Raw genomic sequence first — 15,373 nt, forward strand, 5'->3', positions numbered from 1 at the left:
GAGGGCGGCTATCGGTGAGTGATCGGGTGCGGGTGTTTGCGCCGGGGAGCGTGGGGAACGTGGGCCCCGGGCTCGACATCATGGGGATGGCGCTGGCCGGCCCCGGGGATGTCGTGGAGGCGGCGCACGCGGCGGAGCCGGGCGTGGTGGTGCTCGACGCCGGTCACCCCGACCTCCCGAAGGAAGCCGGCGCCAACACCGCCGCGCTCGCGGCCCAGGCGGCCATCCGCGCCGCCGGCCGGCCCGAGGCGGGACTCACCCTCCGCATCACCAAGGGGCTGCCGCTCTCCGGCGGCCAGGGCGGGAGCGCCGCGAGCGCCGTGGCCGGCGCGGTGGCGGCGAACGCCCTGCTCCAGCTGCACCTCACCGAACAGCAGCTGCTCGAGTCGGCGCTCGCCGCCGAGGCGTGCGTGGCCGGCTGGCACCTGGACAACATCCTGCCGTCGCTGATCGGGGGGATCGTGCTGATCCGCGACGCCCGCGCCTGCGACTACGCCCGGCTCCCGTGGCCCGCCGGGCTGCGGGTGGTGGTGGCGCACCCGGGGCAGCGGCTGCGCACCGCCGAGGGGCGCGCGGTGCTGCCGCGGGAGATCCCGCGGGACGTGGCGGTGTACCAGGCGGCGCAGGTGGCGGGGATGGTACTGGCGTTCACCACCGGCGACCTGGACCTGCTGCGCCGCTCGCTCGACGACCGCATCGCGGAGCCGGCGCGGGCGCCGCTGCTGCCGGGCTTCCCGGCCGCCAAGGCGGCGGCGCTCGAGGCCGGCGCGCTGGGCTGCTCCATCTCCGGCAGCGGGCCGACGGCCTTCGCCTTCGCGGCGAACGACGCCGCCGGCGTGATCGTCGCCGCGGCGATGGCGCGGGCCTACGCCGCCGCCGGGGTGCCCTGCACCACCCGGGTCACCGAGGTGAGCGCCACCGGCGCGCGCCTGCTCGAGGGGCACTGATGGCCAGCCTCCAGGTCTGCGCCGCCTGCGGCGACCAGTACGGCGAGCTCGATCCCGCGGTGCGCTGTGACTGCGGCGGGCTGCTCGAGCTGCGGCACGACCCGCCCGCCGAGGATGGCGCGAGCCTGCGGCGCCTGTTCGAGGAGCGCTGGGGCCAGCGCAACGACGCCAACCTCTCCGGGGTGTGGCGCTACCGCGAGCTGGTGCTCCCCTCGGTGGGGGAGCAGATGGTCACCCACCCCGAGGGGAACACCCCCCTGCTCCGCCGGCCGGCCATCGCCACGTGGGCGGGGCTGCCGCGGCTCCGCCTCAAGCACGAGGGCCACAATCCCACCGGGTCGTTCAAGGACCGGGGGATGACCGTCGGCGTGACCCAGGCCAAGCGGATCGGCGCCCGGGCCATCGCCTGCGCCAGCACCGGCAACACCTCCGCGGCGCTCGCGGCCTACGGGGCGCAGGCGGGGATCCCGGCGCTGGTGTTCGTGCCGGCGGGCCAGGTGGCGCTGGGCAAGCTGTCGCAGTCGCTGGCCTACGGCGCGCGCACCCTGCTGGTGCGGGGCGACTTCGACGCCTGCCTGGCGCTGGTGCAGCAGGCCGCCGACCAGCTCGGCGTCTACCTGCTCAACTCCATCAACCCCTACCGGCTCGAGGGGCAGAAGAGCATCGTGCTCGAGTTGCTGCACCAGCTGTGCTGGGAGGTGCCCGACTGGATCGTGCTGCCGGCGGGGAACCTCGGCAACACGGCGGCGTTCGGGAAGGCGCTGGTGGAGGCGAAGGCGGCGGGGCTCATCGACCGGCTGCCGCGGATCGCGGCGGTGCAGGCGGCGGGGGCGGCACCGTTCGCACGGGGGTTCGCCGAGGGGTTCAGGGCGCGGCACACGGTCAAGGCGGAGACCATCGCCACGGCCATCAAGATCGGCGACCCGGCGAGCTGGGACCGCGGGGTGCGCACCATCCGCGACACCGACGGGGTGGTGACCGCGGTGACCGACGCCGAGATCCTCGAGGCGAAGGCGGTGATCGACGCGGCCGGCGTGGGGTGCGAGCCGGCCAGCGCCGCGAGCGTGGCGGGAGCGCGCAAGCTGCGCGAGGCGGGGGTGATCGCCCACGACGCGCGGGTGATGGCGGTGCTCACCGGCCACGTGCTCAAGGACCCGGGGGCGCTCATCACCTATCACCAGGAGCTGGAGCCGCCGCCCGCGCGCGCCAACCGCCCCATCGAGATCGCGGCGGACCTGCGGGAGGTGGAGCGGGTGATGCGGTAGGGCGGTAGGGCGGTAGGGCGGTAGATTGGGGAACCCTCCTTCCGGAGACGGAATGCCACGCATGCTCACCGCGGCGGGTCTGCTGCTCGCCGCCACCGCGCTCACCGCGCAGGCACCGGTGCCCCTCAAGCCCGGTGACCAGATCCCGGACCTGGCGCTGACTGGCGCCACCCGGGGCGGAGTGCTCCAGCGCCCTGTGCGCCTGAGCGAGCTCCGCGACCACACGCTCGTCATCGCGTTCTTCTACAAGGCGCGGACCAGCGGCTGAACGGTGCAAATGGACGCGTACCGTGATCAGTACGCGACGCTCGTAGGAGACACCAGCAAGGTGACGCTGCTGGCCGTCAGCGTGGACCCGGCGGCCGAGCTCGCCAGCTGGGCGAAGGACAAGGACTACCCGTTCACCTTCCTGAGCGATCCCGACGGCGCGATGGGCCGCGCCTTCGGCGCCTGGGAGCCGAAGTACCGGATGGACAATCGCACGCTGTTCGTGGTGGCGCCGGGCGGGAAGGTCGCGCACGTGATGGCGCCGTTTCGCGAGGTGGATCCGCAGGCCTACGTGGAGTTGCGGGAGGCGATTGCGAAGGCGGCAGGGCGGTAAGGCGGTAAGGCGGTAAGGCGGTAAGGCGGTAAGGCGGTAAGGCGGTAAGGCGGTAAGGCGGTACACCAAAGGCAGGCGACCCCGCGGACAGCATCCCGAGGGGTCGCTTTTGTCTACCGCCCTACCGCCCGACCATCACCTTCCAGATCGTCCCCGACCCTTCGTCGGCGATGTAGAGCGAGCCGTCGGGGCCGGCGGCCACGCCGGCGGGGCGGAGGCTGGTGGGGCCGCGGCTGCCAGTGGCGAAGGTCTCGTACTGCCCCGTGGGGCGGCCGCTGGCGTCGAAGGGGACGAAGGCCACCCGGTACCCCTGCTGGGGCAGCGGGGCGCGGTTCCAGGAGCCGTGGAAGGCGATGAATGCCCCGCCGCGGTAGCGCTCCGGGAACTGGGTGCCGGCGTAGAAGGCGATGGCCATGGGGGCCCAGTGGCCCGGGAAGCCGATCAGGGGCGCCTTCTTCGCCTCGCAGCGGGTGGTGCGGCGGCCGTCGCCGCCGTACTCCGGGGCGAGGACCCGCTTCCCCTGGCGCTGGTCGAAGTAGCAGTAGGGCCAGCCGAAGTCGTCGCCCGCGTCCACCTGCAGGAACTCCTCGGCGGGGAGCTCGGCGTTCTGTTCGTCGGTATAGCCCCAGTTGGCGCCCAGCTGGTCGCGGCCGTGGGGCGCGGCGAAGAGGCGGCCGGTGCCGGGCTGCACGGCGAGGGCCATGGCGTTGCGGAGCCCGGTGGCGTAGCGGGCGCCGTCCTGGTAGCGCTGCCCGGGCCGGGTGGCGCTGAAGCGCCAGAGGCCGGCGCGCTCCTCGAGCTCGGTGCAGGGGTCGTGGCCGGGGGAGCGGTTGCTGCGGTCGGCGTGCTGGCAGCTGTTGGTCTCGGAGCCGAGGTTGACGATGAGCGTGTCGCCGCCGAGGAAGGCGAGGGTCTTGGCGCCGTGGCCGCCGGTGGGGAGGCGGTCGACCATCGTCTCGGGGGCGCCCTGGGGCTGGTCCTCGCCGGGGGTGAGGCGCCAGCGGACCAGGCGGCTCGGGGCGGCGAGCCAGAGGTAGCCGTCGCGGAAGGCGATGCCGGTGCCGCCTTCCTCGCCGAAGGCCTTCCGGATATCGGCCACGCCGTCGCCGTTGGTATCGCGGAGCAGGACCACGCCGGGCCCGCCGCCGCCGAGGGCGGCGGCGACGTCGCCATTGGGGAGGACGGTGATCTGGCGCACGCGTCCGAGGCGCTCGGCGACGACCACGGCGCAGAATCCCTCGGGGAGGACGAGCCCGCTCGCCCGGGTGCAGGCGGGGGGCGTGGGGGTCGGCGCGGGGGTCGGAAGGGTGTCGCGCCCGAGGGAAAGCAGGGCGCCACCGAGGGAAAGCAGAGGGACAAACCGCATCGGGGGACTCCGGGAGGGGGTGTTCTCCGAGGGAAGATAGCCCCCCGTGAGGCCGTTTCCAGAGGGGAAAATGCCGTTTTCCCTCTTGCACTCGGGGGGGAACACCTTAGTTTGGGTCTCGCGCGGCGCGGCGTCGCTCGCGCGGAAAGCACCAAATCACCCCTGATGGAGGCACCTGATGGCCACGAAGAAGAAGGCGCCGGCCAAGAAGAAGGCCGCGAAGAAGGCCACGAAGCGGAAGCCGAATGCGGCGTTTATGAAGGCCCTGACGCCTTCGCCCCTGCTCGCGGCCGTCGTGGGCGAGAAGGCCCTGGCCCGGACCGAGGTGATCAAGAAGCTGTGGGCGTACATCAAGAAGAACGGCCTGCAGGACAAGAAGAACCGTCGCGCGATCAACGCCGACGCGAAGCTCAAGCCGCTGTTCAAGAAGGACCAGGTGACCATGTTCGACCTGGCGAAGATCGCCAACAAGAACCTGAGCTAGCTCGCGGTCCCTGCCGGAACGTGTTCCAAGGGCGCCCCCGTCGGGGCGCCCTTCGCGTTTCCGGGGGACGCCTTGGCATGGTGGGGGGCCCTCGTCATATTCCCCGCCCTATGGCCGGCGAATACATCTTCACGATGCGCGACCTCCGCAAGGTCGTGCCCCCCAGCAAAGAGATCCTCAAGGGCATCTACCTGTCGTTCTACCCGGGCGCCAAGATCGGCGTGCTGGGCTCGAACGGCGCGGGGAAGTCCACCCTGCTGCGCATCATGGCGGGGGTCGACAAGGACTTCCAGGGCGAGGCGAAGCCGCTCGCGGGGACGCGGATCGGCTACCTGCCGCAGGAGCCGCAGCTCGATCCCGCCAAGGACGTGCGGGGCAACGTCGAGGACGGGGTGGCCCACCTGCGCAAGCTGCTCGACGACTTCAACGAGATCGCGATGAAGTTCGCCGAGCCCATGGACGACGCCGCCATGGAGAAGCTGCTCGAGAAGCAGGGGCGGCTGCAGGAGCAGATCGACCACCTGAACCTCTGGGAGCTGGACCACAAGCTCGACCTGGCGATGGACGCGCTGCGGCTGCCGCCGGGCGACGCCGACGTCACGACGCTCTCGGGCGGCGAGAAGCGCCGGGTGGCGCTGTGCCGGCTGCTGCTCTCCGAGCCGGACATGCTGCTGCTGGACGAGCCCACCAACCACCTCGACGCCGAGAGCGTGGCGTGGCTGGAGAAGTACCTGGAGACCTTCCCGGGCACCGTGGTGGCGATCACCCACGACCGGTACTTCCTCGACAACGTGGCCAAGTGGATCCTGGAGCTCGACCGCGGGGCGGGGATCCCGTGGGAGGGGAACTACTCCAGCTGGCTGGCGCAGAAGTCCAAGCGGATGGCGGTGGAGGAGAAGCAGGCCAGCGCGCGGCAGAAGACGCTGGAGCGGGAGCTCGAGTGGGTGCGGATGGCGCCCAAGGCGCGGCAGGCCAAGAGCAAGGCGCGGCTGCAGCGGTTCGAGCAGCTGCGGGAGGAGGCGGAGCGGGTGAGCGAGGGGTCGGTCGAGATCCTCATCCCGGTGCCGGAGCGGCTGGGCGACGAGGTGGTCGTGGCCAAGAACGTGAGCAAGGGCTACGGCGACCGGCTGCTGTTCGAGAACCTGAGCTTCGCGCTGCCACGGGGCGGCATCGTGGGGGTGATCGGCGCCAACGGCGCCGGCAAGACCACCCTGTTCCGCATGATCGCCGGCCAGGAGACGCCCGACGGCGGCGAGCTGATCGTGGGCAAGACGGTCAAGCTCTCGTACGTGGACCAGTCGCGCGACGCCCTCGACGGCGCCAAGACGGTGTACGAGGAGATCTCGGGGGGGCAGGACGAGCTGCTCTTCGGCACCCGCAAGGTGAACGCGCGGGCCTACTGCACCGGGTTCAACTTCCGGGGCCCCGACCAGCAGAAGCGGGTCAAGGACCTCTCCGGCGGCGAGCGCAACCGGCTGCACATGGCCAAGCTGCTCAAGACCGGCGGCAACCTGCTGCTGCTCGACGAGCCGACCAACGACCTCGACGTGGACGTGCTCCGCGCCCTCGAGGACGCGCTGCTCGGCTTCGCCGGCTGCGCGGTGGTCATCTCCCACGACCGCTGGTTCCTCGACCGCATCGCCACCCACATCCTGGCGTTCGAGGGCAACAGCGAGGTGACCTGGTACGAGGGCAACTACCAGGACTACGCCGCCGACTTCAAGAAGCGGAAGGGCGTCGACGCCAGCCAGCCGCACCGGGTGAAGTTCAAGCCGCTGCATCGCTAGGGCGGTAAGGCGGTAAGGCGGTAGGGCGGTAGGGCGGTACCGCCCTACCGCCGTACCGCCTCCCGCCTTCAGGAAGCCCGCTTCATCCCATCCTCCTGATGCCTTCCACCCCGGGAGGCTTCCTTCCGGCATGCTGCTCGCCGTCATCCACGCCGCCGTGACCTGGTTCATGGCCGGCCTGATCTGGTTCGTGCAGGTGGTCCACTACCCGCTCATGGGCCGGGTGGGGCTGGGGGAGGCGCCGGGGTACGCCGCCTCGCACCAGCGGCGGGTCTCGCTGGTGGTGGGCCCCGTGATGCTCCTCGAGGGGATCACCGCGCTGGCCCTGGTGGCGTCCCCGCCGCTGGCGTACAGCCGGGCCATCCCCGCGGTGGGCCTCGCGATGCTGGTCTTCATCTGGGCCTCCACCGCCATGCTGCAGATGCCGATGCACGGCCACCTGCTGGCCGGCGCCGACGCCCGGGCGCACCGGCGGCTGGTGGCCACCAACTGGATCCGGACGGTGCTGTGGACGGTGCGGGCGCTGCTCGCCGCCCGGCTGCTGCTCCCCGCCGGATGAGGGGCGCCCCGGCGGGTTTCGGTCCCCCCGGATTCTGAGTACCTTCCCCCTCGCCAGTCCGCGCCCCGCCCAGACCCGAGTGCAATGACCCAGCCGCGCCTTCGCCTGCCCTATCTGCCCCCCCGGATCGAGGGGCTGGCCACCCTCGCAACGAATCTGTGGTGGAGCTGGTCCACCGACGCCCGCACGCTCTTCCGCAAGGTGGACGAGCCGCTGTGGCACATGTCCAAGCACAACCCGCTGGCGCTGCTCAAGCGGGTGGACCCCGCCCGGCTGGCCGCCTGCGCCGCCGACCCCGGCTTCCTGGCCCAGTACGACCGGCTCATGGACACCGCGGCCCGGGCGCTGGGGTCGCCGGACACCTGGTTCCACCGGCAGCACCCCGACCTGGCCCGCCCGGTGGCCTATTTCTGCGCCGAGTTCGGGCTGCACAACTCGGTGCCGATCTACTCCGGCGGCCTCGGCATCCTGGCCGGCGACCACCTGAAGACGGCCTCCGACCTGGGGCTGCCGCTGGTGGGGGTGGGGCTCTTCTACACCAAGGGCTACTTCGACCAGCAGCTGCGGCTCGACGGCTGGCAGGAGGACAGCGACGTCCGGTTCGACGTCGACACCATCCCCCTGGAGCGGATGCTCGGCCCGGGGGGCGAGCCCTACCTCACGGTGGTGCGCACCTTCGGGCGGCCGGTGCACCTCGGCGCCTGGCGGATGCAGGTGGGCCGGGTGCCGGTGTACCTGCTGGACACCAACCTCGAGCTCAACGACCCCGCCGACCGGGAGCTGTCGGCCAAGCTGTACGCCGGCGGCCCCGACATGCGGCTGCGGCAGGAGTGGCTGCTCGGCGTGGGTGGGGTGCGGGTGCTGCGCGCCGCGGGGGTGGACCCGGCGGCGTGGCACGCCAACGAGGGGCACGCGGCGTTCATGCTGGTGGAGCGGCTGCGCGAGCTGGTGGCGGCGGGACACTCGTTCGAGGCGGCATGGGCCGAGGTGCGGGCCCGGAGCATCTTCACCACCCACACCCCGGTGCCGGCGGGGCATGACCGCTTCGGGGTGGACCAGGTGCTGGCCTGCGCGGCCAACGTGTGGGAGGAGCTCGGCATCAGCCCCGAGCGCTTCGTGGCCATCGGCAGCCACCCGGAGGACGCCCACCCGCTGTTCCACATGACCGCCACCGCCATCCGGCTCTCGGCCCGGGTGAATGGCGTGGCGCAGAAGCACGGCGAGGTGTCGCGCGAGATCTGGAACCCGCTGTGGCCCGCGGCGCGGCCGGAGGAGGTGCCGATCGGCGCGGTGACCAACGGGGTGCACCTCCCCACCTGGATGTCGGGGCACCTGCGGCAGCTGCTCGACCGGCACCTGGGCGAGGGGTGGCTGGAGCGGCGGGACGAGCCGGGCTTCTGGGAGTCGGTGCTGACCATCGACGACCAGGAGCTGTGGAACCTCCACACCGACATGAAGCTCAACCTGTTCACCTTCATCCGGGAGGATGCCCGGCGGCGGTGGACGGAGCGGTGGAAGGAAGCGGCACACATGGTGGGCGCGGGGACCCTGCTCTCGCCGGGGGCGCTGACCATCGGGTTCGCGCGGCGGTTCGCCACCTACAAGCGGGCGGCGCTGCTGTTCTCGGACTTCGACCGGCTGCGGGAGCTGCTGGTGAACCCGTGGCGGCCGGTGCAGCTGGTGTTCGCCGGCAAGGCGCACCCCGAGGACCAGCCGGGCAAGGAGGTGCTGCAGCAGGTGTACGCCTTCACCCGCGACCCCCGGCTCGAGGGGCGGGTGGCGTTCATCGAGGACTACGAGATGCACCTGGCCCACCGGCTGGTGCAGGGCGTGGACCTGTGGCTCAACCTGCCCCGGGTGCCGCTCGAGGCCTGCGGCACCAGCGGCATGAAGGCGGCGCTCAACGCGGTGCCCCAGCTCTCCACCCTCGACGGCTGGTGGGCGGAGGGCTTCAACGGGATGAACGGGTGGGCCATCCCCCCGGTGCAGCCGGGGGAGCAGCCCGACGCCACCGACGTGGAGCACCTCTACGACCTGCTGGAGCAGCAGGTGGTGCCGATCTACTACAAGCGCGACGCCCGCGGCCTCCCGACCGAGTGGCTGCTGCGGATGAAGCACGCGCTGCGGCACGCCGGGGAGCACTTCAGCGCCCGGCGCATGGTCCAGGACTACGTCACCCGCTACTACGCCCCGGCGATGCGGGGGGAGATGCCGTCGAGTGTCCCGCCCATCTGACCACCGGAGCACCGGGGAGCACCGCGCCGCCCCGAGCCCGCTCGGCCTGGTGGACGGGCAGGCGGTGGGCGTGGTGCACCTGGCCGCGGAGTACGGCTGGCTGGCCCGCACCGGCGGGCTGGCGGAGGCGGTGGCGGGGCTGGCCTCCACCCAGGCCGCGGCCGGCATCCCGGTGGCGGTGATCATCCCGCTGCACCGCTCGGTGCGCAGCGGGGCCCCGGGGCTGGAGCGGGTGGCGGGGCCGTTCCACGTGCGGGTGGGCCCGCGGATGGAGGAGGCGCGGCTGTTCCGCATCCCCACCGAGCCGGGCAAGCCCAAGATCTACTGCATCGAGTCGCACTACTTCGACCGCGCGGGGCTGTACGGCGAGTCGGGGATGGACTACGGCGACAACCTGCAGCGCTGGGCGTTCTTCTGCCGCGCGGCGCTGGAGATGCTGCCCCGGGTGGCGCGCAGCCCCTGCGTGCTGCACTGCCACGACTGGCACACGGCGCTGGCCCCGGTGTACCTGCGGGTGTACCACCACGACCTCCCGTTCGCGCGCGGGATCCGCAGCGTGCTCACGGTGCACAACGCCGGCTTCCAGGGCCACTACGCCGCCGACGGCGTGCCCGACATCGGGCTGCCGTGGGAGCTGTACACCTGGCAGCACCTCGAGTGGCACGACAAGCTCAACCTGCTCAAGGGCGGGCTCAAGTTCGCCGACGCGGTGACCACGGTGAGCCCCACCCACGCGCACGAGCTGCGCACCCCGGTGGGCGGCTTCGGGCTGCATGACGTCTTCCTGGCGCTGGGCGACCGGTTCACCGGCATCGTCAACGGCATCGACATGACCGAGTGGGACCCGGCCCACGACCCGCACATCACCGCCACCTACGCGGTGGAGGACCTGGCCGGGAAGGCGCGCTGCAAGGCGGCGCTGCAGCGGAGCTTCGGGCTGCCGCAGCGGCGGCGGATCCCGCTGTTCGCCATGACCGCGCGGATGACGCACCAGAAGGGGCTCGAGCTGATCACCGGCGAGTACTCGCTGTTCATGCTCGAGGCCCAGTTCATCTTCCTCGGCACCGGCGAGTCCAAGTACGAGGCGCTGCTCAAGATGTACGAGTCGCGCTGGCCCGACCGGATCAGCGTGCACCTGGGCTTCTCCGAGCGGCTGGAACACCGGCTGATGGCGGGGGCGGACATCTACCTGATGCCCTCGCTGTACGAGCCGTGCGGGCTGGCCCAGCTGCGGGCGGAGCGCTACGGCGCGGTGCCGCTGGCGCGGCGGGTGGGCGGCCTGGCCGACACCATCGAGGACGGACAGACCGGCTTCCTGTTCGACGAATACAGCTCCGAGGACCTGCTCCGGGTGGCGCGCCACGTGATGGACCGCTACCACGAGCCGCCGGCGTGGGAGCTGATGATGCGGAACGCCATGCAGAAGGACTTCTCGTGGAACCGGTCCGGCGAGAAGTACCTGGCCGTGTACCGCCGCATCCTCGACCACCCGCCGGTCGCGTAGGAGCCGCCATGGACTTCGTCCTCGCGCTGCACAGCCACCTGCCCTACGTGCTCAACCACGGGCGGTGGCCCCACGGCAGCGACTGGATCTGCGAGGCGGCGATCGACACCTACCTGCCGCTGCTTTCGGTGCTCGACCGGCTGGCCGCGGAGGAGGTGCCCGCCCCGCTCACCATCGGCATCACCCCGATCCTGGCCAACCAGCTGGAGAGCCCCGACTTCGCGGCGGAGCTCGAGGCGTACTTCACCCAGCGGCTCACGGCCTGCGAGGAGGCGGCAGCCTCGCTCACCGAGACCGGCGACGCCCACCTGATCCCGCTGGCCGACTTCTGGCGCGCCCACCTGCTCGGCCTCCGGCAGCTGTTCCGGGCCGAGGACCGCAACCTGGCCCGCGCCTTCCGGCGCCACGCGGAGGCGGGCCGGGTGGAGCTCATCTCGTGCGGCGCCACCCACGGCTTCCTGCCGCTGCTGGCCACCGACGAGAGCATCCGGCTGCAGCTGCTGCTGGGCCGCGCCGAGCACCGCCGCATCTTCGGCATGGAGCCGGCGGGGCTGTGGCTCCCCGAGTGCGCCTACCGGCCGCGGGGGCACTGGCAGCCGCTCCCCGAGGCGCCCCACCCCGGCGTGCGCGAGGGGATCGAGGCGCACGTGGCGGAGGCGGGCTTCCGCTACTTCTTCGTGGACAGCCACCTCGCCGCCGCCGGCCAGGCGTTCCGGTTCTATGGCGCGGACTGGGGCGAGTGGCGGGTGGAAGTGGAGGGCAAGCTGGCGGAGGGCGCCGCCCGGCGACTCGTCGACCCGGGCGACGAGCCGGAGGCCCCGAACACCCCGTACGAGGCGTACCGCGTGGCCGGCGCCGACGGGCCGAGCCCGGTCAACGCCTTTGTCCGCGACCCGGTGGCCTCCCGGCAGGTGTGGAGCCGGCAGGAGGGGTACCCCGGCGACGAGTGGTACCTCGAGTTCCACAAGATCCGGTGGCCCGGCGGGCTCCGCTACTGGCGGGTGAGCGCCCCCGGCTCCGAGCTCGGCGCCAAGGCGCCGTACCACCCCGACCGCGCCATCGAGCGCGCCGGGGCGCACGGCCGGCACTTCGCCTCGCTGCTCGGCACGCTGGCCGACTCGCCGATGCGCCGGGCGGCCGGCAACCTGGTGGCGGTGCCGTTCGACACCGAGCTGTTCGGGCACTGGTGGTTCGAGGGGGTGGAGTTCCTGTCGCAGGTGTACCGCGCGGTGCGGGGCTACCCGGGGGTGCGGCCGGTGACCGCGAGCCGCCACCTGGCCGGCGCCACCGGGGAGCGGGCCATCCACCTGACCACCGGCTCGTGGGGCGCCAACGGCAACTTCAGCATGTGGCTCAACGACGAGACCGCGTGGACCTGGCCCCGGCTGTGGGCCATCGAGGCGCGGTTCTGGGCCGCCGCCCCCGCCGCGCTCGGCGACGACGCGGCGCGGCCGGTGCTGGCGCAGGCGGCGCGCGCCATGCTGCTCGCGATGAGCTCCGACTGGCAGTTCATCATCTCCACCGGCGCGGTGACCGACTACGCCATCAAGCGGTTCACCGAGCACTGCGCCGACGCGGAGCTGTTCCTCACGGCGCTGGAGGGCGGTCCCGCGGCCGTCGCCGGCGCCCAGGCCGAGGCCGCCACCCAGTGGCGCCGCGACCACGTCTTTCCCGACGTGCTGGACACCGTGGCCCAGGTGCTGGCAAAGCGACCGGCCCCCGCGGCGTGACCGTCCCGCGTTCGATCGTCGTCCACGGCCACTTCTACCAGCCGCCGCGGGAAGATCCCTGGCTGGACGAGGTGGAGGCCGATCCCTCCGCCGCCCCCGCGCACGACTGGAACGCGCGCATCGAGCAGGAGTGCTACCGGGCGGTGGGCGCGGCCCGGCTCCCCGGCGCCGGCGGCCGCATCGCGCGGATCGTCAACCTGTACGAGTGGATGAGTTTCAACGTCGGGCCCACGCTGCTCGAGTGGCTGGAGCACGCCGCGCCCGACACCTACCGGCTCTTCCTCCAGGCCGACCGCGCCAGCGCCGCGCGCCTGGGCCACGGCAACGCCGTGGCGATGCCCTACCACCACGCCATCCTGCCGCTCTCCACCCGGCGCGAGAAGGTCACCGAGGTCCGCTGGGGCATCGCGGACTTCCGGCGGCGCTTTAGCCGCGACCCCGAGGGGATGTGGCTGCCGGAGACGGCGGTGGACGAGGAGACCCTCGACGTGCTGGCGCAGGAGGGGATCCGCTTCACCATCCTGGCCCCCACGCAGGTGGACCCGGTGCCCCCCGCGGGCCTCCCCGCCCTGGTGCGCACCCTGGGCGGCCGCAGCATCGGGGTGTTCGTCTACGACGGCCCCATCTCCCACGACGTGGCCTTCGGCCCGCTGGTGCGCGACGGGCTGGCCTGGGGCGCCCGGATGCTGGAGCGCCACGCCGACGCCGCCGGCCCGGTGCTGGTCTCGGCGGCCACCGACGGCGAGACCTTCGGCCACCACCACGCCTTCGGCGAGATGGCGCTGGCCATGATGCTGGAGCGGCTGCGGGAGTTCCCCGGGGTGCGGGTGGAGAACTACGCCAGCTTCCTGGCCCGCCACGGGGTGACGCACGAGGCCCGGCTGGTGGCGCCGAGCGCCTGGAGCTGCAGCCATGGGGTGGAGCGGTGGCGCAGCGACTGCGGCTGCAAGATGGCGCACGACCCGCCGACCCAGCAGCGCTGGCGGGGGCCGCTGCGCGAGGCGATGGGCTGGCTCACCGAGGCGGCGCACCGGATCTACGATCACGAGGCCCCGACGCTGTTCACCGACCCCGCCGCCGCGCTGGCGGGCTATGGCGAGGTGATGGGCCAGGGGCCGGCGGCGGTGCACGCCTACGCCCTCGCGGCGGCCCGCCCGGGGCTGGCCCCGGAGCAGCTCTGCCGGGCGGCGGAGCTGCTGGAACTGGAGCGGGGCGCGCTGCGCAGCCTGACCTCGTGCGCCTGGTTCTTCGACGACATCGGGGGGATCGAGGCGCTGCAGGTGCTGCGCTACGCCGCGCGGGTGGTGGGGCTGGCGGGGCCGGAGGCGGCCGCGCTGGAGGATGGCCTTACCACCCGGCTGGCCGCCGCCGAGAGCAACGCCCGGACCCTGGGCAGCGGGCGGGAGATCTACTTCCAGCGGGCCCGGCCGCACCTCGACCCGCCGCTCCGGATCGCGGCGGGGCTGGCCGCCGCGCGGGCGCTGGCGCCGGCCGCGGCGGCGAGCCCCGCCTGGGAGCTGAGCGGCCCGGACGGCGACCTGACGCTGACCGACCGGCGCACCGGCCGGGGCATCCGCCTGGCGGTGGCGCTGGAGCGGGAGGGGCTCGAGCTGCGGGCCACGGTGCGAGCCCTCCCCGACGGGGCCGGGATCGTGCTGGCGCTGACGGATCTCCCGGAGCGGCAGCGCAGCGCCATCGCGGGGGCGATCCGGGGGGGCGAGCTGCGCCGGCTGCTGACGGTGGAGGAGCACGCCCGGTTGGAACAGGGGGAGGAGCTGCGGCCGCTGGTGCGGCAGGCGCTCACCCGGCGGGTGCAGGGGCTGGCGGAGGACCGGAGCCCCGCGGCCCTGGCGGCGGTGACGGAGCTGCTGGTGCTGCTGGACCAGCTGGGACAGGCGGTGCCGTTCGACGCGCAGACCGCGTTCTACCGGGTCTGGCAGGCCCATGGGGCGGACGAGGGCGCCATGGCGCGCCTGGCCCACCGCATGGGGTTCGTGGCGGGCTAGCGGGTCAGCCGACCCACTGGCGCCGCCACTGCTTGGCGGCGCTGATGAACTCGTGGAACAGGTGGCGGGTGTGCGGGTCGGTCAGCTCGAACACCTCCGGATGCCACTGCACCCCCACCAGGAAGTGGTCCGAGGGCGACTCCACCGCCTCGATCACCCCGTCGGGCGAGGTGGCGGAGGGCACCAGGTCGGGCGCCAGGGCCTTGATGGCCTGGTGGTGCATGCTGTTCACCTTGAAGGTCTGCCGTTCCATCACCCCATGCAGCCGGCTCCCCGGGGCCACCGTGACCTCGTGCGCCAGGTGATCGCGCTCGAAGCCCGCGGTGGGGAAGTAGTCGTGCTTGATGGCCTGGGGGATCTGGTCGGCGATGTCCTGGTACAGCGTGCCGCCGAGGGCCACGTTGATGACCTGGATGCCGCGGCAGAGGCCGAGGACCGGCTTGCGGTCCTCGATGGCCCACTTGGTGAGCTGCAGCTCCACCCGGTCGCGGGCGGGGTCCACGGCGCCGAGCTTGGGGTGGCGGTCCTCGCCGAAGGTGGCGGGGTCCATGTCCACGCCGCCCGGGATCAGGATGCCGTCGAGGTGGCGGTAGATCTCGTAGAGGGTGTCCTCGTCGTCGTCGAGGAGCGGCACCATCCACGGCACCCCGCCCACGATGGTCGTGGCCAGGAAGTACCGCTGGTTCATCACCCAGGACTCCGGCAGCCCGGCGGGGATGCCGTCGATGGAGTGCAGCGTCTGGGTGGTCAGCCCGATGACCGGGCGGTTCTGGCGCTGTGGCATATGGGGAATACTATCGTCCCGGGTCCGCGAGTACACGATGAAGTCGGGTCGTGAAATCCTTCATATTCCGCTGGCAACATCCGCGCCACGGGGCCCGTCCCCCCC

The 15,373-nt window shown here is 72.7% G+C and carries 13 protein-coding genes; 11 read left to right on the plus strand and 2 right to left on the minus strand.

All coding sequences use genetic code 11. The annotated features are described in order from the left end of the window. Nucleotides 1–14 precede the first annotated feature (14 nt). Genes IPJ95_00415 through IPJ95_00430 form a run of 4 tightly spaced genes read left to right on the plus strand, consistent with a single transcriptional unit; the run spans nucleotide 15 to nucleotide 2,813 of the window. The gene (locus tag IPJ95_00415; protein MBK7922090.1) at nucleotides 15–947 is read left to right on the plus strand and encodes a homoserine kinase; all 933 of its coding nucleotides are present in this window, start codon (nucleotides 15–17) and stop codon (nucleotides 945–947) included. Next, complete coding sequence (locus IPJ95_00420; GenBank protein ID MBK7922091.1) at nucleotides 947–2,212, plus strand: threonine synthase; 1,266 nt, start codon at nucleotides 947–949, stop codon at nucleotides 2,210–2,212. The genes IPJ95_00415 and IPJ95_00420 overlap by 1 nt, the downstream gene beginning before the upstream one ends. A 52-nt stretch (nucleotides 2,213–2,264) precedes the next feature. Next, nucleotides 2,265–2,480 (plus strand): hypothetical protein, encoded by a 216-nt coding sequence (locus tag IPJ95_00425; GenBank protein ID MBK7922092.1) that lies wholly within the window; start codon nucleotides 2,265–2,267, stop codon nucleotides 2,478–2,480. Between the two features lie 9 nt (nucleotides 2,481–2,489). After that, entirely contained in the window at nucleotides 2,490–2,813 is a 324-nt protein-coding gene (locus IPJ95_00430; protein ID MBK7922093.1) for a peroxiredoxin family protein, read from the plus strand. A 121-nt stretch (nucleotides 2,814–2,934) separates the two neighbouring features. Here the strand turns inward: IPJ95_00430 and IPJ95_00435 are convergent, their stop codons facing one another. Beyond that, complete coding sequence (locus tag IPJ95_00435; protein MBK7922094.1) at nucleotides 2,935–4,179, minus strand: PQQ-dependent sugar dehydrogenase; 1,245 nt, start codon at nucleotides 4,177–4,179, stop codon at nucleotides 2,935–2,937. Nucleotides 4,180–4,357: 178 nt separating this feature from the next. On the opposite strand from IPJ95_00435, the gene IPJ95_00440 reads away from it, so the two are divergent. The 7 genes from IPJ95_00440 to IPJ95_00470 all read left to right on the plus strand — a co-directional run bounded on the left by IPJ95_00440 (nucleotide 4,358) and on the right by IPJ95_00470 (nucleotide 14,484). Next, complete coding sequence (locus IPJ95_00440; GenBank protein MBK7922095.1) at nucleotides 4,358–4,663, plus strand: SWIB/MDM2 domain-containing protein; 306 nt, start codon at nucleotides 4,358–4,360, stop codon at nucleotides 4,661–4,663. 110 nt (nucleotides 4,664–4,773) lie between these two features. Then, on the plus strand, nucleotides 4,774–6,450 hold the full coding sequence (gene ettA, locus IPJ95_00445; protein ID MBK7922096.1) for an energy-dependent translational throttle protein EttA: 1,677 nt from the start codon (nucleotides 4,774–4,776) through the stop codon (nucleotides 6,448–6,450). A 130-nt stretch (nucleotides 6,451–6,580) separates the two neighbouring features. Beyond that, nucleotides 6,581–7,009 carry a hypothetical protein gene (locus tag IPJ95_00450; protein ID MBK7922097.1) on the plus strand — a complete coding sequence of 143 codons (429 nt, stop codon included), beginning with the start codon at nucleotides 6,581–6,583 and terminating at the stop codon, nucleotides 7,007–7,009. A gap of 84 nt (nucleotides 7,010–7,093) precedes the next feature. Then, nucleotides 7,094–9,244, plus strand: a complete 2,151-nt coding sequence (gene glgP, locus IPJ95_00455; GenBank protein MBK7922098.1) for an alpha-glucan family phosphorylase — start codon at nucleotides 7,094–7,096, stop codon at nucleotides 9,242–9,244. Next, a complete protein-coding gene (locus IPJ95_00460) occupies nucleotides 9,228–10,748 on the plus strand; it encodes a glycogen synthase (protein ID MBK7922099.1) in 1,521 nt (506 codons plus the stop codon). Before glgP ends, IPJ95_00460 begins: the two co-directional genes overlap by 17 nt. Before the next feature lie 8 nt (nucleotides 10,749–10,756). Continuing rightward, nucleotides 10,757–12,478, plus strand: coding sequence for a DUF1957 domain-containing protein (locus IPJ95_00465; protein MBK7922100.1), 1,722 nt, complete (start codon nucleotides 10,757–10,759; stop codon nucleotides 12,476–12,478). Then, nucleotides 12,475–14,484, plus strand: a complete 2,010-nt coding sequence (locus IPJ95_00470; protein MBK7922101.1) for a DUF3536 domain-containing protein — start codon at nucleotides 12,475–12,477, stop codon at nucleotides 14,482–14,484. Before IPJ95_00465 ends, IPJ95_00470 begins: the two co-directional genes overlap by 4 nt. Before the next feature lie 4 nt (nucleotides 14,485–14,488). On the opposite strand, the gene IPJ95_00475 is transcribed toward IPJ95_00470, so the two are convergent. Beyond that, the gene (locus tag IPJ95_00475; GenBank protein ID MBK7922102.1) at nucleotides 14,489–15,268 is read right to left on the minus strand and encodes a gamma-glutamyl-gamma-aminobutyrate hydrolase family protein; all 780 of its coding nucleotides are present in this window, start codon (nucleotides 15,266–15,268) and stop codon (nucleotides 14,489–14,491) included. Nucleotides 15,269–15,373 lie beyond the last annotated feature (105 nt).

This window comes from Gemmatimonadota bacterium (assembly GCA_016713785.1).
Taxonomy (GTDB): Bacteria; Gemmatimonadota; Gemmatimonadetes; order Gemmatimonadales; family GWC2-71-9; genus JADJOM01.